Consider the following 25,902-nt stretch of genomic DNA (forward strand, 5'->3'; position numbering starts at 1 on the left):
GGGCGGCAACAGGGGGCAGGCCCATGCACAATCGCAGGCAGATATTGGCACTTGGCGCCGGCGGCGCGGCGCTGGGCGCTGTGGCCGCCGTCGGCTGGTCGGGGGATGCGCTGGCGGGCTTTGGCCTTGGCGGGCCCGGCGATCTGGCCAATCCGGCCGAGATCCGCAGCGAGGCCGGCGTCTTGCGGGCGACCCTGCACCCGACGCTCTCTCAGGCGCTGGTTGACGACAAACCCCGTAAATTGCGGCGCTATAACCGAGGGTTGCCCGGCCCGACGCTGCGCGTCCACCCCGGCGACGTAATGGAAATCCGGCTTGAAAACGGGCTTCCGCAGAACCCGCTTGCGTTGCCCGAGCTTGCCGATTCGCCGTTCCTGAGCGCCGCGGATCTTTGCGGTCCACAGGGTATGGGCCATGTCGCACCACATGATCTCAACACCACCAATCTTCACTTTCACGGCATGCACGTAAGCCCCAAGGGCGCCAGCGACAATGTTTTTCTCACTGTCGAGCCGGGCGGAGCATTCAACTACCGCGTGCAAATCCCCCAAAACCACCCTGTCGGTAGTTTCTGGTATCACCCGCATTGGCATGGCTCTGTCGCGGCACAGATCGGCAGTGGAATGGCGGGGCTGATTCTCGTCGAACCCGAAGATTATCTGCCCGCCGGACTGCCCGAACGGCAGATCGTGATCCAGACCGTGATCGGCAGCGACGCGGCAGCGTTTGACGACCCGAGGCAATTCATGTCGCTCGGCGCGCCGCGGATCTTCACCCTGAACGGCCAATACCGCCCCACCCTGCGGCTGCGCCAGGGCGAGCGTCAGTTCTGGCGCATGCTCCTGGCCAATGATTTCCAGTTTTGCCCACTGAATTTCAAGGCTATGGGCCTCGGGGCCATTCTGGTCGGCCGGGATGGCATACCCCTGCATGAACCGAAACCGGTGAACAGCCTGCTCCTGTCACCCGGCAACCGGTTCGATGTGGTGGTCGAGGGGCTGGCGCCCGGTCTGCATGACATGGAGCGCCAGCCCTATCGCCACGGACTTGTCGATCTTGACGCGCGGACCATCGCCCAGGTGCATGTGGAGCCCGGCGGCGCGTCCTCGGGCCTGATGCCCGCGCCGGCGGCCACTCCGCCCGACATCACCGACGCCGAGATCAGCCGCAAGCGGCGGGTGGTTCTGGGCGAGCGCAAGGATCCGCGCGCCATCTTCGATACCGCCTTCACCATCGACGGCCAGTCCTATGACCCCGACACTTGGCACCTGACCCCGAAACTGGACACCGCCGAGGAATGGACCTTCGTCAACACCACCGCCTATCCGCATCCGATGCACATCCACATCAACCCGTTCCAGGTGGTGGCAATCAACGGGAAGCCGGTGGCAGAGCGGCCCTGGCATGACACCTTCGTGGTGCCGGCGGCCGGGACGCTGACGATCCGGTCACGGTTCGAGGATTTCGACGGCGATTTCGTCACCCATTGCCACATCCTGCCGCATGAGGACGCGGGCATGATGATGAATGTAAGGATTTTGCCATGAGCCTTCCGCGCCCGACCCTGCCGGCCCTCGCCCTTGTCGTGCTTGGCGCCTCGCCGGCGCTTGCCGCGCCCCAAGTCGATGCCCAGACCTGCCTGAGCTGTCATTCCGTCGACGGCGTTGCCCAAATCGATCACATCCCGATCATCCACGGCCAGTCGCAGACCTATCTGCGCAACGCCCTGCACGCCTACAAATCCGGTCAGCGCAGCGGCGGCACGGCGGATGTGATGCAGGCCATCGCGCAACAGCTCTCGGATGCCGAGATCGACCAATTGGCCGGGTTCTTCGGCACCGAGGCCTCGGTGGTCAGCGCCGCGCCGGTGACACATCTGGTCAAGGCCTCGGCCGAGGGCGCCGACGACCGCCTTGTCTACCTCACCACCGAAGAGGGCGGCGCCCGTGTGGTGCAGAGCCGGTTCAACCACGATTATTTCCGCGTGGCGCCCTATCTGGAGAGCGAGAAATTCCTGACCTTCTGTTCGATCGCCAGCATGGCGGCGGTGCTCAATTCCTACGAGGACGCGGTGCAGCGGCCCATCGATCCCAAGCGCTATCCCTACCCCTATTTCACCCAGGAAAACCTGTTCAACGCGGCCAACCAACAGGTCAAGAGCTTTGAAGGCGTGGTGACCGACGGGCTGACGCTCGACGAGATCGGCCAGTACCTGACCCATCTTGATGTGCAGCCGACCACGGTCTTCGCCGATGAAAATGACGAGGCGCAGATGCGCAGCGTCATCCTCGACGGCCTGTCGGACCCGAACAGCCGGGTGATCCTGAACTACAATCGCGGCATCGTCGGCCAGGATGGCGAGGGCCATGTCTCGCCCATTGCCGCCTATCACGAACCAAGCGATTCGGTGCTGGTTCTCGACGTGGCGGGGTACAAGTATCCGCCGGCCTGGATTCCGATGCCGCTGCTCTACAAGGCAATGCTCGACAAGGACAGCGCCTCGAACCGCTCGCGCGGGCTGGCGCTTGTGAGGACATTCTGATGCAGCGCCTGGCCCGCCGCGACGTGATCCGTATCCTGGGCGCCGCCCTGGCGCTGGCCCCGGCCGGCGCCAGGGCGCGGCTGGGGGTCGAGGACGATCTGGCTGTGTTTCGCGACATCATCCGCGCCATCGGCGGCACGACCTATATGCCGCCGCTGCTGCTCGAGGCCTGCGAGACCGAGTTCGCCCGCGCCTTTGGCACCGAGGCGATATTCGGCCTGGTGGCGCTGGCGCGGCGGCGCCCCGATCTCGAGGCGATGAGCCAGGCGGCCAGCCTGCGCGCCGGCGACCAGATGCGCTGGATCGCCACCTTTCTCTTTACCGGCGAGGTCGATGGCAAGGTGACGTACTACGACTATTGCCTCGGCTGGCAGGCGCTGACATTCGCCACCGCGCCGGGGCTTTGTGGCGGGCCCTTCGGCCATTGGCAGGAGCCCGAGCGATGACGACGCCCGTGCCGGAAACCGTCGATGTTCTGGTGGTGGGCGCCGGCATGGCCGGGTCGCATCTGGCGCTGGAACTGGCACAGGCCGGGCGGCAGGTCACGGTGCTCGAGGCCGGGCCGAAAAAGCCGCGTCATGACTGGATGTCGATCTTCACCAGAAACCCGGTCAAGGGCCCGCAGGCGCCTTATCCGTCGAACCCCTGGGCGCCGCATCCCGAGGATGGCGGCTATGCCACCTTCTATGACCAGGCCGGGCCGATGGAGTTTGTCGGCGCCTACCTGCGGATCTACGGCGGCTCGACCTGGCATTGGACCGGCTTTGCCGACCGGCTGCGCCCGGCCGATTTCCGCATGAAGAGCACCTATGGCGTCGGCCTCGACTGGCCGGTCGGCTACGAGGAGCTGACACCCTATTACGCCCGCGCCGAGAAGATCTGGGGGGTCGCCGGCAGCATGGAACACACCTGGGGCGCCCCCCGGAGCGAGCCCTATCCGATGCCGCCGATCCCGGCCTCCTACATGGACAGCCGCGTCGATATCGCGCTGAAACAAATGGGCCTGCATTCCGGCATCTTCAGCCACGCCCGCAACTCGGTGCAATTCGACGGTCGCCCGCCCTGCTGCGGCAACAACACCTGCGTGCCGATCTGTCCTGTCGGCGCCAAGCTCGACGGCTCGGTGATCGCCGACAAGGCCGAGGCGGCAGGGACGCAGATCATCACCGAGGCGGTGGTGACGATGATCCACGTCGCGCCCGACGGTCGCGTCAGCGGCGTCGACGTGCGCCGCCCCGACGGCAGCGAAGCCCGCGTCACCGCCAATGTCTATGCGCTCTGCTGCCATGCGATCGAGAACCCTCGGCTGCTGCTGATGTCGGCGCAGGAAAACGCGCCCAGGGGCGTGGCCAACGGCTCTGACGCGGTGGGGCGCTATCTGATCACCCAGGCCAACCAGGACACCAAGGGCGTGACCCGCGACCCGGTCTTTCCCTATCGCGGGCCGCAACAGACCTCGGGGCTGATAGAGCTGCGCGACGGCGATTTCCGGTCGTCACATGCGGCCATCGGCACCAGTTTCATGAACTCCGGCCATTCCGGCAATTCCGACGGCACCGATGTGGCACGGGAGCTGATCCGCAAGGGATACATGGGCCAGGCGCTGGTCCGCGAACTCAATCGCATCGTGTCGCGGCATTTGCGGCTCAATTCCAGCGGCGAGATCCTGCCCGACCCCGAAAACCGGCTGACGCTCTCGGACGAGGTTGACAGCGCCGGCCTGCCGAAGGCGCGCATTGCCTACAACATCGATGCGTACACCCACGCCGGCATGGAAATTTCCCGGAAGATCAACACCGAGGTGCTGCAACGGCTGGGCTCGTCCGAGATCACCTCGAACGAGGTGTATCTCTCGAACGCGATCATCGGCGGCACGGCGCGCATGGGCGACGATCCGAACACCTCGGTGGTCACCGCGCATCAGCAGGCGCACCAGCACCCCAATCTCTACATCCTGGGGTCGTCGGCGCATGTGACCATGCCGGTCAACGCCCCGACGCTGACCATTGCCGCGCTGGCGATGCGCACGGCAGAGCATATTCTGGGATAGGTTCAGACGCTGGAGTTCAACATGCCCGAGCCGAGGAAATACTGCGAGGCGATCGGGCGATAGGCGGCGCCCAGCACGCGGGCATTGGCGCCGACCTCGCCCTCGGCGAACTCCGGCCGGTAAAGGCCGATGGTCTCGATGTCCTGTGCCAGGGCGGCCACGCGCCGGACCAGCCGGGCGCGCACCGCCGCCGGAAAGGCGCCGTCGATCAGCACCGCCTCGAAGTCGATCACCGCGCAGCAGGACAGCGCCGCCATCGCCAACTCCTGCGCCGCCATCTCGATCCAGGGGCCGAGCTGATGTTCGAAATCGGCCCAGTCGGCGCCCTGGGTCCAGAGCAGGCTGGGGTCGCCGCCGGCCTCGCGGATCGCGGCTTCGAGCCAGAAGATCGACGCCCGGTCCATCAGCTGCGCCGGCCGGCCCTTGGCATCGCGGGTGATCAGCGACCCGAGCGCGCCGGCGTTTTCCCGGTGGCCCTCGAAGACCGCGCCGTTCATCACCACCCCACCGCCGGCAAAGGCGCCGATGAAGAAATAGGCGTAATCGCGGAACTTGCGACCCTGGCCAAAGGTGTTCTCGGCATAACAGGCCGAGGTGGCATCATTGACCAGCGAAATCGGCAGCTCGGTGAAAGCCGCCATTTCCTTGACGATGTCCCGACCATGCCAGGAGTCGTAAGAGCGGTCGTCGGCGCCGATGATCTCGTGCCGTTTCCAGAGCTCGAACGGCGCGGCGATGCCGATGCCGCAGATCAGCGCGCGCTGTTCCGGCGCAAGATCGGCCGACATCGCGGCGATCCCGCCCTGAAGAAAGGCAAGCAAGGCATCCGGGTCGGGGAAATGATACTGCACCTGGGTCTGCGCCCGCACCGCGCCCATCAGATCCATCAACGCCAGGTCGGCCGAGCGGCGGCCGATCTTGAGCCCGAAGGAAAAGCTGCCGGCGGGATTGAGCGCCATCGGAATGCGCGGCTTGCCGACCCGGCCGCGCTGCGGCGCGCCTTTGATCAGCAGCCCATCCGCCTCGAGCGAGCGCAGGATCACCGACACTGTCTGCGCCGAGAGGTTGGATTGCCGCGCCATGTCGCTGCCCGGCATCGGCCCCAGACGCTGGATCATCGACAGCAACAGCCGTTCATTATAGTCGCGTACACCGCTCTGGTTCACACCACTGCTGAAGCTTCGACTGTTTTCCTGCGTCATGAATCACCCCTCCCAACTCTATAAACTTTACACGCGTCAATTAATAAATCAAAATGATTTATTAATTGACGCTGCGTCGCGAATCAGGTTGTATTGCCTTGTTCTCGCTCAGCATGGGCGAGACGGGAGGGCCGGTCCAGTGACCGGCACGAGATTATGTCTTTGGGAGGACACCATGAAAAAGCTTCTTCTCGGTACCGCCGTGACCTGCGCCGGATTTGCCGGTGCGGCCCAGGCGGGCAGCCATTCGGTTTCGGCCTGCCTGATCACCAAAACCGACACCAACCCGTTTTTCGTCAAGATGCGCGAAGGCGCGACCGCCAAGGCGGAAGAGCTCGGCGTCGCGCTGAACTCTTATGCCGGCAAGGTCGATGGCGACAACGAAACCCAGGTTCAGGCGGTCGAAACCTGCATCGCCAATGGCGCCAAGGGCATTCTGATCACCGCCTCCGACACCTCGGGCATCGTGCCCTCGCTGGAGCAGGCCCGCAACGCCGGGCTGCTGGTGATCGCGCTCGACACACCGCTCGATCCGATCGACGCCGCCGACATGACCTTTGCCACCGACAATTTTCTCGCCGGTGAGCTGATCGGCCAGTGGGCCGCCGCCAAGCTGGGCGACGAGGCGGCCAATGCTCGCATCGCCATGCTCGACCTCGCCATCAGCCAGCCCACCGTCGGCGTGCTGCGCGACCAGGGCTTCCTTCAGGGCTTCGGCATCGAACTGGGCGACCCCAACAAATGGGGCGACGAAGAGGATGACCGCATCGTCGGCCACGACGTGACCCAGGGCAACGAGGAAGGCGGCCGCCGCGCGATGGAGAACCTGTTGGCCACAGATCCGATGATCAACGTGGTCTACACGATCAACGAACCCGCCGCCGCCGGCGCCTATGAGGCGCTGAAGGCCATCGGCCGCGAGAACGACGTGCTGATCGTCTCGGTCGACGGCGGCTGCCCCGGCGTCGACAATATCGAGGCCGGCGTGATCGGCGCCACCTCGCAGCAATACCCGCTGAAGATGGCGTCGCTGGGCATCGAGGCAATTGCCGCATGGGCCAAGGACGGCACCAAGCCGGAAGCCTCCGAGGGCAAGGACTTCTTCGATACCGGCGTGGCGCTTGTCACCGATCAGCCGGTCGAAGGCGTCGAGTCGATCTCGGTGGCGGAAGGCAAGGACCTCTGCTGGGGCTGAGACAAACGGCCGGGCCGTCTCTGGGCGGTCCGGCCCCACTCCGCAGCCCGCTCTCTGGGCCTGATCGGGGAGCTTGCCCCGGGCTCTGATCCGGGAGCCCGCCCCGGGCTTGATCCGGGAGCCTGCCCCGGGCTTGATCCGGGGCCTGGGGTTGGCCTGGAGGTCCCGGATCAAGCCCGGGACGCGGAGGGCGTCCAGCCAGGACCGGAGCCGTTGCAGGCGCGGTGATTGACGGAACGCCCCGACGACACGCAAGCTGAAACATCGCCGGGCGCGGGCCACCTGCCCGCCCCGTTCCCATTCCTGAACGCCGGGCGGCGTTCGCACTCACATTCCGGGAGGCACCCATGTCCAACGCGGACAATTACGAATCGGCCACCGAGGGAGCGTCGGGCGACGTCGCTTCCTTCGACGCGCCGCACAAGGGCTTCGTGGGCCGGTTCCACGACCTGCTGCATTCCACCCCCGCGCTCGTTCCGCTGATCGTGCTGCTCGCGGCGCTCGTGATCTTTGGCCTTGTGCTGGGCAACAAGTTCTTCTCGCCCTTCGCCATGACGCTGATCCTGCAACAGGTGCAGATCGTCGGTGTGCTAGCCGCCGCGCAGGCGCTGATCATCCTGACCGCCGGAATCGATCTCTCGGTCGGCGCCATCGCGGTGCTCTGCACCGTGGTGATGGGCAAGGTCTCCTTCGACTACGGCCTGCCGCCGGTCTTCGCGGTGATCGCGGGCCTCGCCGTCGGCACCGGCATCGGCGCGGCCAATGGCTGGCTGGTCAGCCGGATGAAACTGCCGCCCTTCATCGTGACGCTGGGCATGTGGCAGATCGTGCTGGCCGCCACCTATCTCTATTCCGCCAATGAAACCATCCGCAGCCAGGACATCGAGGCCGAAGCCCCGTTCCTGCAATTCCTCGGCACCACCATCGACCTGGGTGGCGCGCGGTTCACGCTCGGCGTCTTCCTGATGATCGCTCTGGTGGCAGCGCTGGCCTATGCGCTGCGCTCGACCGCCTGGGGCCGGCATGTCTATGCGGTGGGCGATGACCCGGAGGCCGCCGAATTGGCCGGTGTCGACGTGCACCGAACGCTGATGTCCGTCTACATGCTGGTGGGCTTCATCTGCGCGCTGGCGGGCTGGGTGATGATCGGGCGGTTCGGTTCGGTCTCACCCTCGGCCACGACCGGCGTGATCGGCAACATCCAAGCGATCACCGCCGTGGTGATCGGCGGCATCTCGCTCTTTGGCGGGCGCGGCTCGATCCTCGGCGCTTTCTTCGGGGCGCTGATCGTCGGGGTCTTCGAACTGGGGCTCCGGATGGCCGGCGCCAACCCGCAATGGACCTTCCTGCTCATCGGTGCGCTGATCATCGCCGCCGTGGCCGTGGACCAGTGGATCAGAAAGGTGACAGCATAATGGAACCGATACTCAAGGGACGCAACCTGACCAAGCGCTACGGCAAGGTGACGGCGCTCGACCGCTGCGACTTCGACCTCTATCCGGGCGAGATCCTCGCCGTGATCGGCGACAACGGCGCCGGCAAATCGACGCTGATCAAGGCGGTCTCGGGCGCGGTGATCCCCGACGAGGGCACGGTGGAGCTGGACGGCAAGCCGGTCAACTTCCACTCGCCGATCGACGCCCGCAACGCCGGGATCGAGACCGTGTACCAGACGCTGGCCATGTCGCCCGCCCTGTCGATCGCCGACAACATGTTCATGGGCCGCGAGATCGTGCGCCAGGACTTCATGGGCAAGTGGTTCCGAAAGCTCGACAAGAAGGAGATGGAGCGGTTCGCCCGCGAGAAGCTGTCGGAGCTGGGCCTGATGACGATCCAGAACATCAACCAGGCGGTCGAGACGCTCTCGGGCGGCCAGCGTCAGGGGGTGGCGGTGGCCCGCGCGGCGGCCTTCGGCTCCAAGGTCATCATCCTCGACGAGCCGACGGCGGCGCTCGGCGTCAAGGAGAGCCGCAAGGTGCTGGAGCTGATCCAGGACGTGAAGTCGCGCGGCATCCCGATCATCCTGATCAGCCACAACATGCCGCATGTCTTCGAGGTCGCCGACCGGATCCACGTCCACCGGCTGGGCAAGCGGCTCTGCGTGATCAACCCCAAGGATCACAGCATGTCCGACGCCGTCGCCTACATGACCGGCGCCAAGGTGCCGGACGGGGCCCAGGCCGCCTGACCCCGCCCCGGGCCTGCCCCGGGGCCTCGCGGCCCCAAATGGCGCGGCCCCGGTTTTCCCCGGGACCGCCCGCCTCGATACCGGCCCCGCTCACGCCGCCGTGACGGCAGTGACAGATATTGGACAAACCGACCCCGCCACCCCACATTCGCTGCAACGGAGAAAACTGGAGGGGTCCGACGTGACATATGACAAATCCGCTGACGCGATCGCCGCGCTCAGCCCCGAGGAATACCGGGTGACGCAGGAGAATGGCACCGAGCGGCCGTTCACCGGCAAGTACAACGACACCAAGGAGCCGGGGATCTACGTCGACATCGTGTCGGGCGAGCCGCTGTTTGCCTCCACCGACAAGTTCGACTCCGGCTGCGGCTGGCCCAGCTTCACCAAGCCGATCGAGCCTGCCCATGTCAATGAGCTGCGCGATACCACGCATGGCATGATCCGCACCGAGGTCCGCTCGACCCATGGCGACAGCCACCTCGGTCATGTCTTTCCCGATGGTCCGCGCGACCGGGGCGGGCTGCGTTACTGCATCAACTCCGCCTCGCTGCGTTTCATCCACCGCGATGACATGGAAGCCGAGGGCTATGGCAAATATCTCGATCAGGTCGAGGAGGTGACCCAATGAGTGACACAGTGAAACGCGCCGTGCTGGCTGGCGGCTGCTTCTGGGGGATGCAGGATCTGATCCGCAAGCTGCCGGGGGTGACATCCACCCGCGTCGGCTATACCGGCGGCGACGTGCCCAATGCCACCTATCGCAACCACGGCACCCATGCCGAAGGGATCGAGATCAGCTATGATCCCGACCAGATTTCCTTTCGCGCGCTGCTGGAGTTCTTTTTCCAGATTCACGACCCGTCGACCCTGAACCAGCAGGGCAATGACCGCGGGATGAGCTATCGGTCGGCAATCTACTACGTGGACGAGGCGCAGAAAGAGGTGGCGCTCGATACCATTGCCGATGTCGACGCCTCGGGCATCTGGCCCGGCAAGGTGGTGACCGAGGTCGAGCCGGTGGGCGATTTCTGGGAGGCCGAGCCGGAGCATCAGGATTACCTCGAACGCTTCCCCGGCGGCTATACCTGCCACTTCCCGCGCAAGCACTGGGTACTGCCCCGGCGCTCTGCGGCGGAATAAGCCGGTCTGACGGCGAGGTCCCGGGGCACGCCCGGGACAGGCGTCGTTGTCCACCCCCGCCCCGGACCCGGGGCCTCTCACCACAGGCGGCCCGAGCTCGGCCCTGCGAATCCGGCCGGCGCCCCGGCACCTCGACCGCGCCCGCGCAGGGCCGCCGCGGCTGCATTACTGTCGGCCGCGCTGCGGAAAGCGCGATCGCCCCTTGGAAATCCGCCGCAACCGACACACCTTACAGATATGACACATCACACGCCGGATTTCACCTTCGACAACAGCTACGCGCGCGAGCTTGACGGCTTCTATGTCCCCTGGGAGGGCGACAAGGTGCCGGAACCGCGCATCGTGTTGCTGAATGCCGAGCTGGCCGAGGCGCTGAACCTCGACGCCGATGCGCTCGACAGCGACGAAGGCGCGGCGATCCTCGCCGGCGCCCGCGCCCCCGACGGCGCCGAGACGCTGGCGCAGGCCTATGCCGGGCACCAGTTCGGTGGCTTCTCGCCGCAGCTCGGCGATGGGCGGGCGATCCTTCTGGGCGAGGTGATCGACCGCGACGGCAATCGCCGCGACCTGCATCTCAAGGGGTCCGGCCGCACGCCGTTTTCGCGCGGCGGCGATGGCAAGGCGGTGCTCGGTCCGGTGCTGCGCGAATTCGTCATCGGCGAGGCGATGCATGCGCTGGGCATCCCCACCACCCGCGCGCTCTCGGCGGTGACCACCGGCGAGACGGTCTGGCGCGAAAGTGCCAAGCCCGGCGCGGTGCTGGCCCGGGTGGCCGCCTCACACCTGCGCGTCGGCACCTTTCAGTTCTTTGCCGCCCGGGGCGAACGTGACCGGGTGCGCCAGCTGGCCGAGTACGCCATCGCGCGCCACGATCCCGCGCTGGCCGGCACGGACGACCGCTATCTCGGCTTTCTGCGCGCGGTGATCCGGCGCCAGGCGGCGCTGATCGCGCAGTGGATGCATGTGGGCTTTGTTCACGGGGTGATGAACACCGACAACATGACAATCTCGGGCGAGACCATCGATTACGGCCCCTGCGCCTTTATTGATACTTTCGATGCCAAGGCGGTGTTCTCCTCGATCGACCATGGCGGGCGCTATGCCTATGGCAACCAGCCGGTCATCGCGCAGTGGAACCTGGCGCGGCTGGCCGAGACGCTGGTGCCGCTGCTGCACGAAGATCAGGAAGAGGCGGTGCGTCTGGCCACAGAAGAACTCGAGGAGTTTCCCGAGATCTACTCCGCGCAGTGGCTCGACGGCGCCCGCGCCAAGATCGGGCTGACCGAGGGCGACGACAGCGACATCGGCTTCGTCAACGCGCTTTATGCCGCGATGTCAGGGCAATCCGTGGACCACACACTGTTTTTCCGCCACCTGCCCGACGCCATCGCAGGCGATGAGGCGGTGGTGACCGATCTTTTCGACGACGCCTCGGCGATCCGCGAATGGCTGCCGCATTGGCGCGAACGGTTGGCGCGCGAGGGCCGCGATCCGGCGGAACGCCGCGCGGCGATGGCGGCGGTCAATCCGGTCTATATCCCGCGCAATCACAAGGTCGAAGAGGCGCTGACCGCGGCCGAGACCGAGGGCGACATGGGGCCGATCACCCGGCTGCTCGAGGTGTTGCGCGCGCCGTACCAGGAGCGCGCCGGGCTCGAGGATTACGCCCGCCCGGCGCCTCGGGATTTCGGCCCCTACAAGACCTATTGCGGCACCTGACACCCCGATGAAAGAACGGAGACACCATGGACAAATCCGTGCTCAAGACCCGCCTTCTCGAACTCACCCGCGCCGATTACGAAGCCGCGCGCGAGAAATACGAAACCCTCGTCGCCGAGGCCCGTGTCACCGGTGACGAGCCGCTGGATCACGATCAGCAGAGCCGGGCGGAATCGAACGGCGAGCTGGCTGCCGCCTGGGACGAGGCAATGCATGACGACGAGGCGCGGCTGCGCCGGCTGAACGAGATCGATTTCGGCGCCAAGGACGAGGTCACCGCCGGTGCCGCCGTCGAGCTCGATGGCCGCATGCTGGTGGTCTGCGTGGCGACACCCGAGTTTGATCTCGATGGCCGCAAGGTGATGGGCATTTCCCCCGCCGCGCCGATCTTTCGCGCCATGCAGGGCCTGGGCGCCGGCGACAGTTTCGAATTCAACGACACCCGCCACCAGATCACCGCCGTCTACTGACCCCGACCAGGAGTATCCGGTTTGCGCTTGCTCATCTCTGCCCTGATCGCGCTCTTGCCGCAGGCCCTCTGGGCCGGTTGCGAAGGCACCGACCTGCGCGCCGGCCTCTCGCCGGCACAACAGGCGGCGCTGACGCAGGCGGCGGAACAGACGCCTTTTCCCGAGGGCAACCGCTGGCGCGCAAGTCGCGGCGACCGGGTGATCGATCTGGTCGGCACGATCCACATCCCCGACCCGCGGCTCGACCCGGTGATGGACCGGCTGACACCCGATATCGAACGCGCCGAGCGCCTGTTTCTCGAGGCCAACGCCGAAGACCGCAAGGCGCTGGAGCGCAATCTGGCAGCCGATACCTCGCTGTTGCTGTTGCAGGAGACCTCACTGCCCGAACTGCTTGCGGAAGACGACTGGCAGGCGCTGGCCGAAGCCGCCCGCAGCCGCGGCATCCCGCCGGTGATGGCGGCCAAGATGCAGCCCTGGTATCTGTCGCTGGTGCTGGCGCTGCCGGGCTGCGCGATGGATCTGATGAAGGACGGTGGCGGGCTCGATGCGCAGATCGAAGCGGTCGCCACCGAGGCCGGGGTGCCGCGCAGCTCGATCGAGGCCTATGATACGGTCTTCCGGGTGTTCAACGAAGAGCCGCTGGAAGAACAGCTCGACATGCTGCGGCTTGGCGTCTTTCCCGAGGCCACCGGCGCCGATCTGCTGGTGACCACGGCCAACGGCTATTTCGACGAGGCGCATTCCGACAACTGGCAAGTGTCGCGGATGATGACCTTTGCCCATCTCGATCTGCCGGAGGCGCAGACCGAGGCGATGCTCGACGAGATGGAGAACAAGCTACTGACCGACCGCAACCTGGCCTGGATCGAGGTGATCGAAGCGGCGCCGGAAGACCGCCTGATGGTGGCGGTGGGCGCGGCGCATCTGATGGGCGAGAGCGGGCTGCTCAACCAGTTGCAGCGCCGGGGCTACAGCCTCGAACGTCTGGAATTCTGAGGGCCGGGGATCAGCTGGCCAGGCCGCGCCCCTTGAGCAACGCCTCGACACCCGGCATGCGACCACGGAAGGCGAGATAGAGAGCCTCGGCCTCCTGCGAACCGCCGGCCGAGAGGATGTGTTTTTCCAGTTTCCGCGCCATTTCGGGATCAAAGGCGCCGCCGGCTTCTTCGAAGGCGGCAAAGGCGTCGGCGTCCATCACCTCGGACCACATGTAGCTGTAATAGCCGCTGGAATAGCCGTCGCCGGCAAAGACATGGGCGAAATGCGGCGTGGCGTGGCGCATGCCGATGGCGGCGGGCATCTCGAGCGCCGCCAGCACCTCGGCCTGTTTCGCCATCGGATCGGCCGGCGCCGCGCCTTCGTGAAAGGCCAGATCGACCAGGGCCGAGGCGACATATTCCACCGTCTGGAACCCCTGATCGAAGTTTGCGGCCTTCAGCACCTTGTCGAGCATTTCCTGCGGCATGGCGTCCCCGGTCTCGACATGGGTGGCAAAACGGCGCAGCACCTCGGGCACCTCGAGCCAATGCTCAAAGAGCTGGCTTGGCAGTTCGACGAAATCGCGCGCCACCGAGGTGCCGGCAACCATCTCGTAGGTGACATCCGACAGCATCTGGTGCAGCGCATGGCCGAACTCGTGGAACAGCGTGCGCGCATCGTCATAAGACAGCAGTGCCGGGGTGCCCTTGGCAAAGTTGCAGACGTTGACGACCACCGGGTGCTGCACCTTCGGGAACTTGCCCTGCATCCGCATCGCCGAACACCAGGCGCCCGAACGCTTGGAGCCACGGGCAAAGTAATCGCCGATGAACACCGCCACATGCGCACCACCCCGCGTCACCTCCCAGGCCCGGGCGTCGGGGTGATAGAGCGGCAGATCGAGCGCCCGGAACTCCAGCCCGAACAACCGGTTGGCACAATCGAAAGCGGCCTCGATCATCCGGTCCAGTTGCAGATAGGGCTTGAGCGCCGCGTCGTCGAGATCATGTTCGGCCTTGCGCCGTTTCTCGGCGTAGTAGCGCCAGTCCCAGGGTGCCAACGCAGCGTTGACACCATCGGCGTGCATCCGCTCTTCGAGCAGCTGCGCATCGGCCTCCGCCTGGGCCCGGGCCGGCGCCCAGACCGCCGAGAGCAGCGCGCGCACCTTCGCAGGCGTGCCGGCCATCTCGGTTTCGAGCTTGTAGCTGGCGAAATCGGCGTAGCCCAGAAGTGCCGCCCGCTCCTGCCGCAGCCCGAGGATCTCGGCGGCAATCTCGCGGTTGTCGGTCGCCCCGCCACCGGCGCCGCGCGCCACCCAGGCCTTGTAGGCCCGCTCGCGCAGGTCACGCCGCGGCGAGAATTGCAGGAACGGCACGATCAGCGAACGCGACAGGGTGAGCACCGGGCCGGCGGCGCCGCGCTCCTCTCCGGCCGCGCGGGCCGCAGCCACGACAAAGCCCGGCAAACCCACTAGATCGGCCTCGGACAGCGGCATCGACCAGTCGCGCTCATCCGCCAGCAGGTTCTGGGTAAAGCTGGTGCCCAGCACCGCCAGCCGCTGCTTGATCGCGGTCATCCGCGCCGCGTCGTCGCCCTCCAGCGCGGCCCCGGCGCGGATGAAATTGCGGTGCACCAGCATCAGCACGCGCGCCTGCTCGTCGTTCAGCCCAAGCGTCTCGCGGCGCTCCCAGAGGCTGCGGATGCGGTCGAACAGCGGCCGGTTGCCATAGATCGCCGCCGCATGGGCGGCCAGTTTCGGCGAATACTCCCGCATCAGCGCCTCGCGCGCGGGCGTGCTGTCGCTGCCGGCAAGGTTGAAGAACACCCCGGTCACCCGGTCGAGCGTCGCGCCACAGCGTATCAGCCCCTCGATGGTATTGGCGAAGGTCGGCGGCTCGGCGGCATCTGCAACTCCTGCGACCTCGGCCAGATCCTCGGCCAGCGCAGCCTCCAGGGCGGGGCCGAAATCGGCGTCCTCGATGGCGTCGAAGGGCGGCAGGCCGAAGGGGCCCGTCCACTCGGCCAGCAGGGGATTTGTCATGATGTGGCTCCTTTTTCTCCGCCACAGACCGGACATTCCGCGCGCCGTTTCAGGGCGATCTTGCGGGTCTCGGACCACAGCGCATCATAAATCAGCATCTCGCCCCGAAGCGGCGCGCCGGCATCGGCCAGCACCTTGACCGCCTCGACCGCCATCATCGCGCCGACCACGCCGGGCAGCGGCCCCAGCACCCCGGCCTCGGCACAGGAGGGCGCAAGGCCGGGGGCGGGCGGCTCGGGAAAGAGGCATTGGTAACAGGGGGTGCCGCGCGCCGGATCGAACACCGAAAGCTGGCCCTCCCATTGCGACAGCGCGCCCGAGATCAGCGGGATGCCGGCCCGCACCGCCGCCCGGTTGGCCAGGTAGCGGGTGTCGAAATTGTCGGTGCCGTCGAGCACCAGATCGAATTCGGCGAACAGGTCATCGGCCACCTCTTCGGTCAGCCGCCGGTGATAGGGCAGCACCCGGGCATAGGGATTTTGCGCCATCATCGCGGCCCGGGCGCTGAACACCTTGGGCGTGCCGATATCGCCGTCGCGGTGGATCACCTGGCGTTGCAGGTTGGCATTCTCGACCACGTCGTCGTCGATCACCCCGAGCGTGCCGACCCCGGCCGCCGCCAGATATTGCAGCGCCGGGGCGCCCAGCCCGCCGGCGCCGATCACCAACACCCGCGCCCGGCGCAGCCGCTGCTGGCCCGGTCCGCCCAACTCGCGCAGCACGATGTGGCGGGCATAACGCTCCAGCTCCGCCTCGCCCATCGGCCCCTCCGGCGCCGCCGCCGGCGGAGGCGGCGCCTCCTGCCCCTGCGCCCGGGCCCGCACCCGTCCCAGCAGGTGGCGATAGGCCAGGATGACCGCGACAAAGCCCGCCAGCAAGAGCCAGAGCGCCGGCTCGCCGCCGGTGGCCGCCCGCAGCGCATGCCCCTGGGGAAACAGGAACTGGATGCCCAGCACGGCGACAAACAGCAGCCCGATCAGCGGCCAGCGCGCCGCCCGGGGCAGACCGAGCGCCCAGCCCAGCCCCCAGATCGCCGCCGCCAGCGCCAGAACCAGCAGCATCAGCCGGCCCCGGTAGAGCCAAAGCCCCCCGCCCCGCGCACGGTCTCGTCCAGGGTCTCGACCAGCGCGAAATCGGCCTGCACCACCGGCGCCAGCACCATCTGCGCGATCCGCATTCCGTGGGTGACCTCGAAATCCGCCTGCCCGGCATTGAGCAGGATCACCCCCAGCGGGCCGCGATAATCGCTGTCGATCGTGCCGGGCGCATTGGCCAGGGTTACGCCATGCTTCAACGCCAGACCGGAGCGCGGCCGGATCTGCACCTCGTACCCCAAAGGCACGGCCAGGCGCAGCCCGGTGGGCACCAGCGCCCTTGCGCCCGGCGCCAGCACCAGGGGCCGCTGCTCCGGCAAATGCGCCCGGAGATCCGCCCCCGCCGCCCCCGCGGTTTCATATCGCGGCAGCCCCAGCGACACATCCGCGCCTTGGTCCCACATGATGTTCAAAGCAACCACGCCCTGTCCTTCTTCTCTTTCAAAAATACGCCATCCCGCCGTCTCAGCCCAGCGCCGCCGCCAGCCGTTCTGCCAGACGCTCCGCCACCGCGCGCTTGCCCATGCGCGGCCAGGCCTCGGCGCCCTCGGAGGTGATCAGCGTGACGGCATTCTCGGCCCCGCCCATGATCCCGGTCTCGGGCCGCACATCGTTGGCGACGATCCAGTCGCAGCCCTTGCGTGCCCGTTTCGCCGTGGCATTTTCCACCACGTCATTTGTCTCGGCGGCAAAGCCCACCACCAGCCCGGGCCGCCCGGTCGCCATCTGCGCCACCGTGGCCAGGATGTCCGGGTTCTCGTCGAAATGCAGCGCCGGCAGCGCGCCGGCCTGTTTCTTGATCTTGCGGTCCGACGCCTCGCGGACGCGCCAATCCGCCACCGCCGCCGCGAACACCGCCGCATCCACCGGCAAGACCGCCTGCACCGCGTCCAGCATCTGCCGCGCGGTCTCGACCCGGTGCAGCGCAACACCATCGGGCGGCGCCACATCCGCCGGACCGGTGACAAAGATCACCTCCGCCCCCAGCCGCAACAGCGCCTCGGCGATTGCCGTGCCCTGCGCGCCGGAGGACCGGTTGGCGATATAGCGCACCGGATCGATCGGTTCATGCGTCGGCCCCGAGGTCACCAGCACCCGCTTGCCCGCCAGCGGCCCCGCCGCGAAATGCCGTTCTACCGCCGCAAGGATATCCGGCACTTCCGAGAGCCGCCCGGGGCCGAATTCGCCACAGGCCATGTCGCCGTCATCGGGGCCCACCACGGTCACGCCGTCCGCTTTCAGCACCGCAAGATTGCGCCGCGTCGCCGGGTGCTGCCACATCCGCACGTTCATCGCCGGGGCGATCATCACCGGAGTATCCGTCGCCATCAGCAGAGTCGTCGCCAGATCGCCGGCCAGCCCGGAGACCATCTTGGCCATCAAGTCCGCCGTCGCCGGCACCACCAGCACCAGATCGGCCACCCGGCTGAGCTGGATATGGCCCATCTCGGCCTCTTTCGTCAGGTCGAAGAGATCGCGGTGCACCGCCTCTCCGGCCAGCGCCGAGACGCTGAGCGGGGTGACGAATTGCTCGGCCGCGCGGGTCATCACCGGGGTCACCGCCGCACCGCGCTCGCGCAGCCGCCGGATCAGGTCGAGGCCCTTGTAAGCCGCGATTCCGCCGCCGATAATCAGAAGTATCCGCTTGCCCGCCAACATGCCCGGCCTCCAAAAACATCGCGCCGACCCTACGGCCTTTGCAAGGAGACCCGCAAGGGCGGAAGAACCCGCTACCGGAAGGCCGCGCAGGGATCCTCGCGCGGCGCCGCCGGGGCAAAAACCACGTCGTCGTGGCCGCCCTCGGGCACCACGTCCTCCTCGCCCTGCAACAGCACATGCACCCGCGCCTCGGGCGCCACCCGCGCCAGTACGCGCGGCAGGCCCCAGTCGCGGCGCGCATGGCCGTTGCCGGTAATCACCGCCACCGGCCCGCCGGTCGCCGCCAGCGCCCGGACCACCGCCCGCGCCAGCGCCGCGTCGCGCAGCCGCTGCACCGCCACCATCGCCGGCAGCATCTCGTCGGGCAGCGCACCGCAATGCGCCTCCTGTTGCAGGGTCTCGCGCTGCGCCTGCTCGGCCGGGGGTAACGCCTCTGTCAGCCCGTACCGCCCGGCCTCATCGCCAAAGGTGGCAGCCAGACCGTCACGCATCGCCGCGCGCGCCGCCGCGCGGGGCACCGCCGCGCCAAGGATCCGCGCCTCGGGCGCCGCCGCAAACACCGGGTAATACATCGTGAAATCGGGCCAGCCGCTCTCGGCCCAGCCCAGCGCCTCTTCCAGGGCCGTCGGATCGCCGCGTAGTTCCGGCAGGGCGCGAGCCGCCTGTGCCTCGGTCAGCATCTCGAACACCAGCGCCGCCGGGACGATCTCGGTCACCCGCCGGGCCTGCTCGGCATGATGCGCCGGATTGTCGTGCACCTCGCCCAGGACATGCACATCAAAAGCCCCGGCCGCCAGGGCGACCGGGGTCAAACTCATCAACCAGACGAAAAACAGAATCCTCATGCGAGGAAGTCGTGAACTTCCTTGCTCTGACCTTCAAGCGATTTCCGCATTTTCTGAAACGCCGCCGCCTCGAGTTGGCGCACCCGCTCTTTCGACAGGCTCAGCTCGCTGCCGAGGCTCTCGAGCGTGCGCGGCTTGTCGCGGAGCTTGCGCTCCTGCACGATGAAACGCTCGCGCTGGTTCAGATCGCCCATCGCGGCCACCAGCCAGTTGCGCAGCTGCTCGATATCATGCTCAAGCTCGACCTGCTCGGCGGCCTGCGGGCCTTCGTCCTCGATGGTGTCGATCCATTCGCGGCCCTCGTCCTCGGTGGACTGGGTCGCGTTGAGCGAGAAATCCGAGCCCGACAGCCGGCCTTCCATCATCTCGACATCCGCCAGCGGCACGCCGATCTCGGAGGCGATCTTGTGACGCATCTGGTTGCGATCCAACTCGCCGCCCTCGGCCGCCGCTTCGCGTTCGATCCGGGCCTGGACCCGGCGCAGGTTGAAAAACAGCGACTTCTGCGACGAAGTGGAGCCGGTGCGCACCATCGACCAGTTGCGCATCACGTAATCCTGGATCGAAGCCTTGATCCACCAGACCGCATAGGTCGAAAAGCGTACCCCGCGGTCGGGGTCGAACTTGTCGGCCGCTTTCATCAGCCCAAGTCCCGCTTCCTGAATCAGATCGTTCATCGGTGCGCCGTAGCGCCGGAACTTCGAGGCCATGGAAATCGCCAGCCGCATGTAGGCCGTGATCAGCCGGTGCAGCGCAACCTCGTCTCGCTCGTCCCGCCATGCATAGGCGAGCCTGCGTTCGGTGTCCGCGTCCAGCAATTCGGCTTTCATGGCGGCGCGGGACAGTGTTCTGTCATCCAGTGCGTCGAGTGCCATTTCCATTCCCCACAATTCCGTAGATGTCTGGTTTCAAACACCAAAGGTACGGGTCCGGTTCCGGTGCGGACCAAAAATACTTGAAAAAACATTCGATTTTCAGCCGCGCGGCCCTAGCCGTATGGCGTCACCAACGCTGATGCGGATGCGAACAAAACTTTGTTGGACAAGGAAAATCCGCGTTTCTAACCTGCTCTGATGACAGATACGCTTCATATCGGCGATTACGCCTATTCCAGCTGGTCGCTGCGCGGCTGGCTGCTCTATCACCGCTTCGACATTCCCTGCCGGATCGCGGTGGTCGACTTCAACCGAGCAGAGAGTGTGGCCGCCCAGCTGGCCCTGCCGCCGGCCCGCACCGTGCCCTGTGCCGAGCTGTCGGGCGGCGGGCTGGCCTGGGATTCGCTGGCGCTCGCAGAAGAGCTGGCCTGCCGCCATCCCGAGGCCGGGCTCTGGCCCATGGATCCGGTGCGGCGCGCCACCGCCCGATCGCTCGCCGCCGAAATGCATGCGGGCTTTGCCACTTTGCGGACGCTCTGCCCGATGAACCTGCGGCTGGCGTATGCCGGCGTGCCGGTGCCGGCACCGCTGGCCGCCGATCTCGCCCGCATCGAGGAGATCTGGAGCTTTGCCCTCGCCCAATCCGGCGGCCCCTGGCTCTGTGGCGAATATTGCGTGGCCGACGCGTTTTTCGCACCGGTCGCCGCACGCATCGCCGGCTACGGTCTGCCGGTGGGCGAAACCGCCGCCCGGTATGTCGCACGCCACCTGTCCGATCCGGCCTTCCGCCGCTTTCGCGCCATGGGGCTGGTCCGGGGCGAGACCCTCGCGCGCTATGCCCAGGAACATGCCACCACCCAATGGCCCGGACCCGCGCCAGAGGCCGCGCAGGCGGTGGACAGGGGGTCTTCGGTCAATGACATCTGCCCCTATTCCGGCGCGCCGGTGGCGCATTTCCTGGGATTTCGCGGCCGGACCTGGGGGTTTTGCAACGCCTTCTGCCGCGACAAGACCCTGGCCGACCCCACCGCCTGGCCCGCCTTTGCCGCCTTGGTCGCGGCCGCGCGGTAACCTTCTCTCGCCCCTGTTAACCCTTCCTCAACCCTTCGCGCGGCACCTTGGTCAAGGCGTGAAAGGTTGAGGAGGTGGCATGGTTGCGCGCGCCTATACGGTGGCATTCGAAGGCGTGACGGCGCGCCCGGTCGAGGTGCAATGCGCCGTCACCCCGGGGCTGCCCGCCTTTTCCATCGTCGGCTTGCCTGACAAGGCGGTGTCGGAGGCCCGCGACAGGGTGCGCACGGCGTTGTCGTCGATGTCGATCGCCCTGCCGTCCAAGCGAATCACCGTCAACCTCTCGCCCGCCGACCTGCCCAAGGAAGGCTCGCATTTCGACCTGCCGATCGCATTGGGGCTTCTGGCGGCGCTCGAGATCATCCCCGAGGACGCCGTTGCCGGGATCGTGGCCCTGGGCGAGCTGTCGCTCGATGGCGGGCTGGTGCCGGTGATCGGCGCCCTGCCCGCCGCCATGGCCGCCGCCGAGGATGACCGCGCCCTGCTCTGCCCGCGCGCCTCGGGGCCAGAGGCCGCCTGGGTCGGCGCGACCCAGGTGATCGGTGCCGCCACGCTGGCAGACGTGGTGCGCCATTTCACCGGCCAGTCGCCCCTGCCCCCGGCCGAACCCGGCGAAGTCCATGCCGTCCCGGAGGGCCGTGATCTGCGCGACGTGCGCGGCCAGGAACGGGCCAAACGGGCGCTGGAAATCGCCGCCGCCGGTCGCCATCACCTGCTGATGGTCGGCACGCCCGGCTCTGGCAAGTCGATGCTGGCCGCGCGCCTGCCCACCATCCTGCCCGATCTCTCCGCCGCCGAGGCGCTCGAGACCTCGATGATCCATTCTCTCGCCGGGCTGCTCGACGAGGGCGGCATTTCCCGCGCCCGCCCCTTTCGCGAGCCGCATCACACCGCCTCGATGGCCGCCATCGTCGGCGGCGGCCGCGGCGCCAAACCGGGCGAGATCAGCCTGGCCCACAATGGCGTGCTCTTCATGGACGAGTTTCCCGAATTTCCCCGCATGGTGCTTGAAACCCTGCGCCAGCCGATCGAGACCGGCGAGGTCATGGTGGCCCGCGCCAATGCCCATGTGAAATACCCCTGCCGCTTCATGCTGGTGGCCGCCGCCAACCCCTGCAAATGCGGTTATCTGCCCGATCCGGCACGCGCCTGCGCCCGGGTGCCGCAATGTGGCGAAGAGTACATGGGCCGCATTTCCGGCCCGCTGATGGACCGGTTCGACCTGCGCGTCGACGTGCCGCCGGTGTCCTTCGCCGATCTCGACCTGCCCGAGGGCGGCGACAGTTCGGCCGAGGTCGCCGCCCGCGTCGCCACTGCCCGCGCGGTGCAATCGGCGCGATATGCCGCGCTCGAAGACACCCGCGTCAATGCCGACATCCAGGGCAAGGCGCTCGAGGCCTTTGCCACGCCCGACACCGAGGGCCGGGCGCTGTTGTTGACGGCCGCAGAGCGTTTCGGCCTCTCGGCACGGGGCTATCACCGGGTGCTGCGGGTGGCGCGGACGATTGCCGATCTCGGCGGCGCCGACGACCTGCGCCGTCCACATATCGCCGAGGCGCTCAGCTACCGGCTTCTCGGGGCGAAAGACGTCTGATCCACTGCGCCAGATCGCCCAGCGTGGCCCGGCCTTCGGGCAGCAAGCTGTGCAGGATCGGCCAGACATGCGGCAGATCCCGGGTGATCGTCTCGGAGACTTCGACGCCCTGCGCGCGCAGCGCCGCCGTCATCCGGCGGGTGTCGTCGAGCAGGATCTCGCGGTCGGCGGCGGTCAGCCAGACCGGCGGCGCGCCGGTGAATTCTGCAAACAGCGGGGAGGCGCGCGGGTCTGCGGGATCGGCGCCCTGAAGGTACATCTCGGCGATCTCATGACAGCGTTCGGCCGGCAGGATCACGTCGCTGCCGGCATTTCCGACGATGCTGTTGCCGGAGTAGGTCATGTCGGTCAGGGGCGAAAAGGCAAACACCCCCAGTGGCTTGCGCAGGCCCTGCGCCAATATTCCGGCCAGCACCGCCAGGGCGAGCCCGCCGCCGGCGCTGTCACCGCCAAGCACCACGCCGCCGGGATGATCCATCACCGCCCGGTAGCTGGCCAGCGCATCGTCAAAAGCGGCGGGAAAGGCATGTTCCGGTGCCTTGCGATAGCCCGGCAGCAGCGCCGGGCCGTCGGTGCGCCGCGCCAGATGCGCCAGCATGGCACGGTGGGTGCGCGGCGCGCCAAAGACATAGCCGCCGCCGTGAAAATAGAGCAGCAGCGGCCCGGGTCGGCCCCGGTCGACCCAGGTGGCCGGGCATCCGGCGATCTCGGCCGCGTCAAAGGCCGCACCGCGCGGCGGCCAGAAAAACAGCCGCGCATTGACCTCGAAGGCCCGGCGCAGGGTCTCGGGGTCGGTGGCCCGTGCCAGGCGCCGCCGCTCCGTCACCCGCAGCCAGGGGTTGAGGAGTCGGCGCATCAGGCTCACGCCAGCTTGGCCTCGATCGCCTGCCAGATCTTCTCGGCGACGTTGATCCCGTCGAAGCGCTCGAGCTCCTGAATGCCGGTGGGCGAGGTGACGTTGATCTCGGTCAGGTAGTCGCCGATCACGTCGATGCCGACAAAGACCTGCCCCTTGTCACGCAGCAGCGGCCCGATCTTCTCGCAGATCTCCTGGTCGCGGGCGCTCAGCCCGATCTTTTCCGGGCGGCCGCCCACATGCATGTTCGACCGGGTCTCGCCCTTGGCCGGCACCCGGTTGATCGCCCCGACCGGCCTGCCATCGACCAGGATCACCCGCTTGTCGCCCTTGGTCACGTCGGGTAGATATTTCTGCACAATCAGCGGCTCGCGCGAGAAACTGGCAAAAAGCTCGTGCAGCGAGGCCAGGTTGCCGTCGGCCTGGGCAAGCTTGAACACCCCGGCGCCGCCATTGCCGTAAAGCGGCTTGAGGATGATGTCGCCATGCCGGTCGCGGAACTCGCGCAGGGTTTGCAGATCGCGGGCGATGGCGGTGGGCGGGGTCAGCTCGGGGAAGTCGAGCACCAGCAGCTTTTCGGGGTAGTTGCGCACCCAGAAAGGATCGTTCACCACCAGCGTCTTGCCCTTCAACCGGTCGAGCAGATGGGTCGAGGTGATGTAATGCATGTCGAACGGCGGATCCTGACGCAGCCAAACCACGTCGAACTCGGCCAGATCGACCTCGCGCAGCGGGCCAAGATCGGCATGGTCGCCCTGCACCCGCCGCACCGTGAGATCATGGCCCCGGGCGGTAATCCGGCCCTCCTGATAGGCCAGCTGGTCCGGCAGGTAGAAGAACAGCTCATGTCCCCGCGCCTGCGCCTCTTCGGCAAGCCGGAAGGTGCTGTCGGCATTGATGTCCACGGCCCCGATCGGGTCCATCTGAAAGGCGATTTTCATGGGCTGTTCCTGCTGATGTCCGCCCCTTACATGGCCCAAGGCCGGGGCGGGTTCAATGCCGCAGCCCCCATCAGTAGCCCAGCAGCGCACCCTCCATGATCTCGATCCGGCCCTGGCCGTCCATCAGCGCCGCGTCAAAGCGCGCCGCGCTGTCGAGCCCGGCCGGGCAATCGGCCAGAAATTCCGCCGCGGCGGCGTGGATGCGCGCCACCTGTCGCGGCGAAATGCGGGCCAGCGCGCCGTCGAGATCGCGGGCGGTCTTGACCTCGACAAAGACGAAACCGCCGGCGCCATCGCCAAACACCAGATCGATCTCACCGCCCTTGCCGCGCCAGCGGCGGGCGACGGCGGTATAGCCCGCCGCAAGATAGCGCCGCGCGACGGCCTCTTCGGCGCAGGTCCCCGCGCGGTGATTGCGCTCTCCGCGCCGGGCGCGCGCGGCGCCGATGTCGTCATTTTCGAGTTCCGGTGGCATTGCCGGCCCCTCCGGCGTCAATCCTTCGCCAAGCCTAGGGCCATCTGATAAACAATCCGTTTCTTTTGCCCGTATCCCTTGGCCACCACATCCGCCGCGTCGCGCACCGACATGGTTTCCAGTGCCTGACGCAGCGCGCTTTCGATGTCTTCCGCGCTCTCTGCCGGGGCCGCGCCCCGGCCGATCACCACGACAAATTCGCCGCGCGGCTCGGTTTCGGCCAGGCGATCCGCCAGCGCGCCCAGCGGCGCGCGCTGCACCTCTTCGAATTTCTTGGTCAATTCCCGACAAGCCGCCGCCGGGCGGTCGGCACCAAGCGCATCGCGGGCATCGGCCAGCATCGCCGCCACCCGGCGCGGTGATTCGTAGAACACAAGCGTTGCCGCCACGCTCGAAAGCTCTTCCAGCGCCTTGCGCCGGGCCGCACCGGACGAGGGCAGGAAACCGGCAAAAAAGAACCGGTCGGTGGGCAATCCGGCGACATTGAGCGCCGCCAGCACCGCCGAGGCGCCCGGTGCCGCCGTCACCGCCGCGCCGGCCTCGCTGGCGGCCCGCGCCAGGTCGAATCCCGGATCGGAAATCAGCGGCGTTCCGGCCTCGGAGGCATAGGCCACCGATTGCCCCTCGGAGAGCGCCGCAAGCAACCCGGGGCGTATCTTTTCGCCGTTGTGCTCGTGATAGGCGCGGATCTGGCGTCCGTTCAGCGCCACCCCGTGCAGCTCCATGAGCCGGCGTAAGGCGCGGGTGTCCTCGGCCGCCAGCACATCGGCCCCGGCCAGCACATCCAACGCGCGCAGGGTAATGTCGCGGGCGTTGCCGATCGGCACCGCCACGAAATAGAGCCCGCCCGGCAGTTTGCGGGCGTCTCTCTGCCAGTTCCGCCCCTCTGTCACATTCGCCACTGGACCCGCCTCGCTCTGTGTTTATTATCGCGGCGAACCGCACGGCTCCGGCCGCGCCA

General features: G+C 67.2%; 25 protein-coding genes. 14 read left to right on the forward strand and 11 right to left on the reverse strand.

All coding sequences use genetic code 11. The features are described from left to right. Positions 1-23: 23 nt before the first annotated feature. From AC0J5K_RS14440 to AC0J5K_RS14455, 4 genes are read left to right on the forward strand one after another with little or no spacing between them, the layout of a single operon-like run. Positions 24-1,547 carry a multicopper oxidase family protein gene (locus tag AC0J5K_RS14440; RefSeq protein ID WP_274565407.1) on the forward strand — a complete coding sequence of 508 codons (1,524 nt, stop codon included), beginning with the start codon at positions 24-26 and terminating at the stop codon, positions 1,545-1,547. Next, positions 1,544-2,542, forward strand: a complete 999-nt coding sequence (locus AC0J5K_RS14445) for a phytochelatin synthase family protein (protein ID WP_274565408.1) — start codon at positions 1,544-1,546, stop codon at positions 2,540-2,542. Before AC0J5K_RS14440 ends, AC0J5K_RS14445 begins: the two co-directional genes overlap by 4 nt. Continuing rightward, the gene (locus tag AC0J5K_RS14450; RefSeq protein ID WP_274565409.1) at positions 2,542-2,988 is read left to right on the forward strand and encodes a hypothetical protein; all 447 of its coding nucleotides are present in this window, start codon (positions 2,542-2,544) and stop codon (positions 2,986-2,988) included. Before AC0J5K_RS14445 ends, AC0J5K_RS14450 begins: the two co-directional genes overlap by 1 nt. Beyond that, positions 2,985-4,592: a GMC family oxidoreductase gene (locus tag AC0J5K_RS14455; protein WP_074839584.1), complete on the forward strand. Its 1,608-nt coding sequence runs from the start codon at positions 2,985-2,987 to the stop codon at positions 4,590-4,592. The genes AC0J5K_RS14450 and AC0J5K_RS14455 overlap by 4 nt, the downstream gene beginning before the upstream one ends. 2 nt (positions 4,593-4,594) lie before the next feature. Here AC0J5K_RS14455 and AC0J5K_RS14460 read toward each other — a convergent pair whose 3' ends face one another. Then, positions 4,595-5,794, reverse strand: coding sequence for an ROK family transcriptional regulator (locus AC0J5K_RS14460; protein ID WP_274565410.1), 1,200 nt, complete (start codon positions 5,792-5,794; stop codon positions 4,595-4,597). 175 nt (positions 5,795-5,969) lie between these two features. Between AC0J5K_RS14460 and AC0J5K_RS14465 the strand changes: the two genes are divergently transcribed. The 8 genes from AC0J5K_RS14465 to AC0J5K_RS14500 all read left to right on the forward strand — a co-directional run bounded on the left by AC0J5K_RS14465 (position 5,970) and on the right by AC0J5K_RS14500 (position 13,508). Further along, positions 5,970-6,989 carry a sugar ABC transporter substrate-binding protein gene (locus AC0J5K_RS14465; RefSeq protein ID WP_074839582.1) on the forward strand — a complete coding sequence of 340 codons (1,020 nt, stop codon included), beginning with the start codon at positions 5,970-5,972 and terminating at the stop codon, positions 6,987-6,989. A gap of 347 nt (positions 6,990-7,336) precedes the next feature. Next, positions 7,337-8,404 carry an ABC transporter permease gene (locus AC0J5K_RS14470; protein ID WP_371398808.1) on the forward strand — a complete coding sequence of 356 codons (1,068 nt, stop codon included), beginning with the start codon at positions 7,337-7,339 and terminating at the stop codon, positions 8,402-8,404. After that, the gene (locus AC0J5K_RS14475; protein ID WP_371398809.1) at positions 8,404-9,177 is read left to right on the forward strand and encodes an ATP-binding cassette domain-containing protein; all 774 of its coding nucleotides are present in this window, start codon (positions 8,404-8,406) and stop codon (positions 9,175-9,177) included. The genes AC0J5K_RS14470 and AC0J5K_RS14475 overlap by 1 nt, the downstream gene beginning before the upstream one ends. Before the next feature lie 181 nt (positions 9,178-9,358). Continuing rightward, entirely contained in the window at positions 9,359-9,808 is a 450-nt protein-coding gene (msrB, locus tag AC0J5K_RS14480; RefSeq protein ID WP_274566254.1) for a peptide-methionine (R)-S-oxide reductase MsrB, read from the forward strand. Next, positions 9,805-10,320, forward strand: coding sequence for a peptide-methionine (S)-S-oxide reductase MsrA (gene msrA / locus AC0J5K_RS14485; protein ID WP_274566253.1), 516 nt, complete (start codon positions 9,805-9,807; stop codon positions 10,318-10,320). Before msrB ends, msrA begins: the two co-directional genes overlap by 4 nt. A gap of 237 nt (positions 10,321-10,557) precedes the next feature. Then, positions 10,558-12,039 (forward strand): protein adenylyltransferase SelO, encoded by a 1,482-nt coding sequence (locus AC0J5K_RS14490; RefSeq protein ID WP_274566252.1) that lies wholly within the window; start codon positions 10,558-10,560, stop codon positions 12,037-12,039. A gap of 26 nt (positions 12,040-12,065) precedes the next feature. Further along, positions 12,066-12,509: a hypothetical protein gene (locus AC0J5K_RS14495; protein ID WP_048533027.1), complete on the forward strand. Its 444-nt coding sequence runs from the start codon at positions 12,066-12,068 to the stop codon at positions 12,507-12,509. Between the two features lie 21 nt (positions 12,510-12,530). Further along, positions 12,531-13,508: a TraB/GumN family protein gene (locus tag AC0J5K_RS14500; protein ID WP_274566251.1), complete on the forward strand. Its 978-nt coding sequence runs from the start codon at positions 12,531-12,533 to the stop codon at positions 13,506-13,508. A 10-nt stretch (positions 13,509-13,518) separates the two neighbouring features. Here the strand turns inward: AC0J5K_RS14500 and AC0J5K_RS14505 are convergent, their stop codons facing one another. From AC0J5K_RS14505 to AC0J5K_RS14530, 6 genes are all read right to left on the reverse strand, one after another. After that, a complete protein-coding gene (locus AC0J5K_RS14505; RefSeq protein WP_274566250.1) occupies positions 13,519-15,531 on the reverse strand; it encodes a M3 family metallopeptidase in 2,013 nt (670 codons plus the stop codon). Then, the gene (locus AC0J5K_RS14510; RefSeq protein ID WP_274566249.1) at positions 15,528-16,592 is read right to left on the reverse strand and encodes a HesA/MoeB/ThiF family protein; all 1,065 of its coding nucleotides are present in this window, start codon (positions 16,590-16,592) and stop codon (positions 15,528-15,530) included. The genes AC0J5K_RS14505 and AC0J5K_RS14510 overlap by 4 nt, the downstream gene beginning before the upstream one ends. Then, positions 16,592-17,029 carry a dUTP diphosphatase gene (gene dut / locus AC0J5K_RS14515; protein WP_048533032.1) on the reverse strand — a complete coding sequence of 146 codons (438 nt, stop codon included), beginning with the start codon at positions 17,027-17,029 and terminating at the stop codon, positions 16,592-16,594. Before dut ends, AC0J5K_RS14510 begins: the two co-directional genes overlap by 1 nt. Positions 17,030-17,090: 61 nt before the next feature. Beyond that, positions 17,091-18,284: a bifunctional phosphopantothenoylcysteine decarboxylase/phosphopantothenate--cysteine ligase CoaBC gene (gene coaBC / locus AC0J5K_RS14520; RefSeq protein WP_274566248.1), complete on the reverse strand. Its 1,194-nt coding sequence runs from the start codon at positions 18,282-18,284 to the stop codon at positions 17,091-17,093. Positions 18,285-18,355: 71 nt separating this feature from the next. Further along, on the reverse strand, positions 18,356-19,129 hold the full coding sequence (locus AC0J5K_RS14525) for a ChaN family lipoprotein (RefSeq protein ID WP_274566247.1): 774 nt from the start codon (positions 19,127-19,129) through the stop codon (positions 18,356-18,358). Further along, positions 19,126-20,004, reverse strand: a complete 879-nt coding sequence (locus tag AC0J5K_RS14530) for an RNA polymerase factor sigma-32 (protein ID WP_274566246.1) — start codon at positions 20,002-20,004, stop codon at positions 19,126-19,128. Before AC0J5K_RS14530 ends, AC0J5K_RS14525 begins: the two co-directional genes overlap by 4 nt. Positions 20,005-20,202: 198 nt before the next feature. On the opposite strand from AC0J5K_RS14530, the gene AC0J5K_RS14535 reads away from it, so the two are divergent. Beyond that, positions 20,203-21,075, forward strand: a complete 873-nt coding sequence (locus AC0J5K_RS14535; RefSeq protein ID WP_274566245.1) for a glutathione S-transferase — start codon at positions 20,203-20,205, stop codon at positions 21,073-21,075. Between the two features lie 79 nt (positions 21,076-21,154). After that, positions 21,155-22,669: a YifB family Mg chelatase-like AAA ATPase gene (locus tag AC0J5K_RS14540; protein ID WP_274566244.1), complete on the forward strand. Its 1,515-nt coding sequence runs from the start codon at positions 21,155-21,157 to the stop codon at positions 22,667-22,669. Here the strand turns inward: AC0J5K_RS14540 and AC0J5K_RS14545 are convergent. From AC0J5K_RS14545 to rsmI, 4 genes are all read right to left on the reverse strand, one after another. Then, entirely contained in the window at positions 22,635-23,525 is an 891-nt protein-coding gene (locus AC0J5K_RS14545) for an alpha/beta hydrolase (RefSeq protein WP_274566243.1), read from the reverse strand. The genes AC0J5K_RS14540 and AC0J5K_RS14545 overlap by 35 nt on opposite strands. Before the next feature lie 5 nt (positions 23,526-23,530). Further along, complete coding sequence (gene gshB, locus AC0J5K_RS14550; protein WP_048533038.1) at positions 23,531-24,466, reverse strand: glutathione synthase; 936 nt, start codon at positions 24,464-24,466, stop codon at positions 23,531-23,533. A 70-nt stretch (positions 24,467-24,536) separates the two neighbouring features. Continuing rightward, positions 24,537-24,941 carry a YraN family protein gene (locus AC0J5K_RS14555; protein ID WP_074840047.1) on the reverse strand — a complete coding sequence of 135 codons (405 nt, stop codon included), beginning with the start codon at positions 24,939-24,941 and terminating at the stop codon, positions 24,537-24,539. Positions 24,942-24,958: 17 nt separating this feature from the next. Continuing rightward, positions 24,959-25,834 (reverse strand): 16S rRNA (cytidine(1402)-2'-O)-methyltransferase, encoded by an 876-nt coding sequence (gene rsmI / locus AC0J5K_RS14560; RefSeq protein WP_274566255.1) that lies wholly within the window; start codon positions 25,832-25,834, stop codon positions 24,959-24,961. Positions 25,835-25,902 lie beyond the last annotated feature (68 nt).

The organism is Marinovum sp. E3, assembly GCF_055755275.1.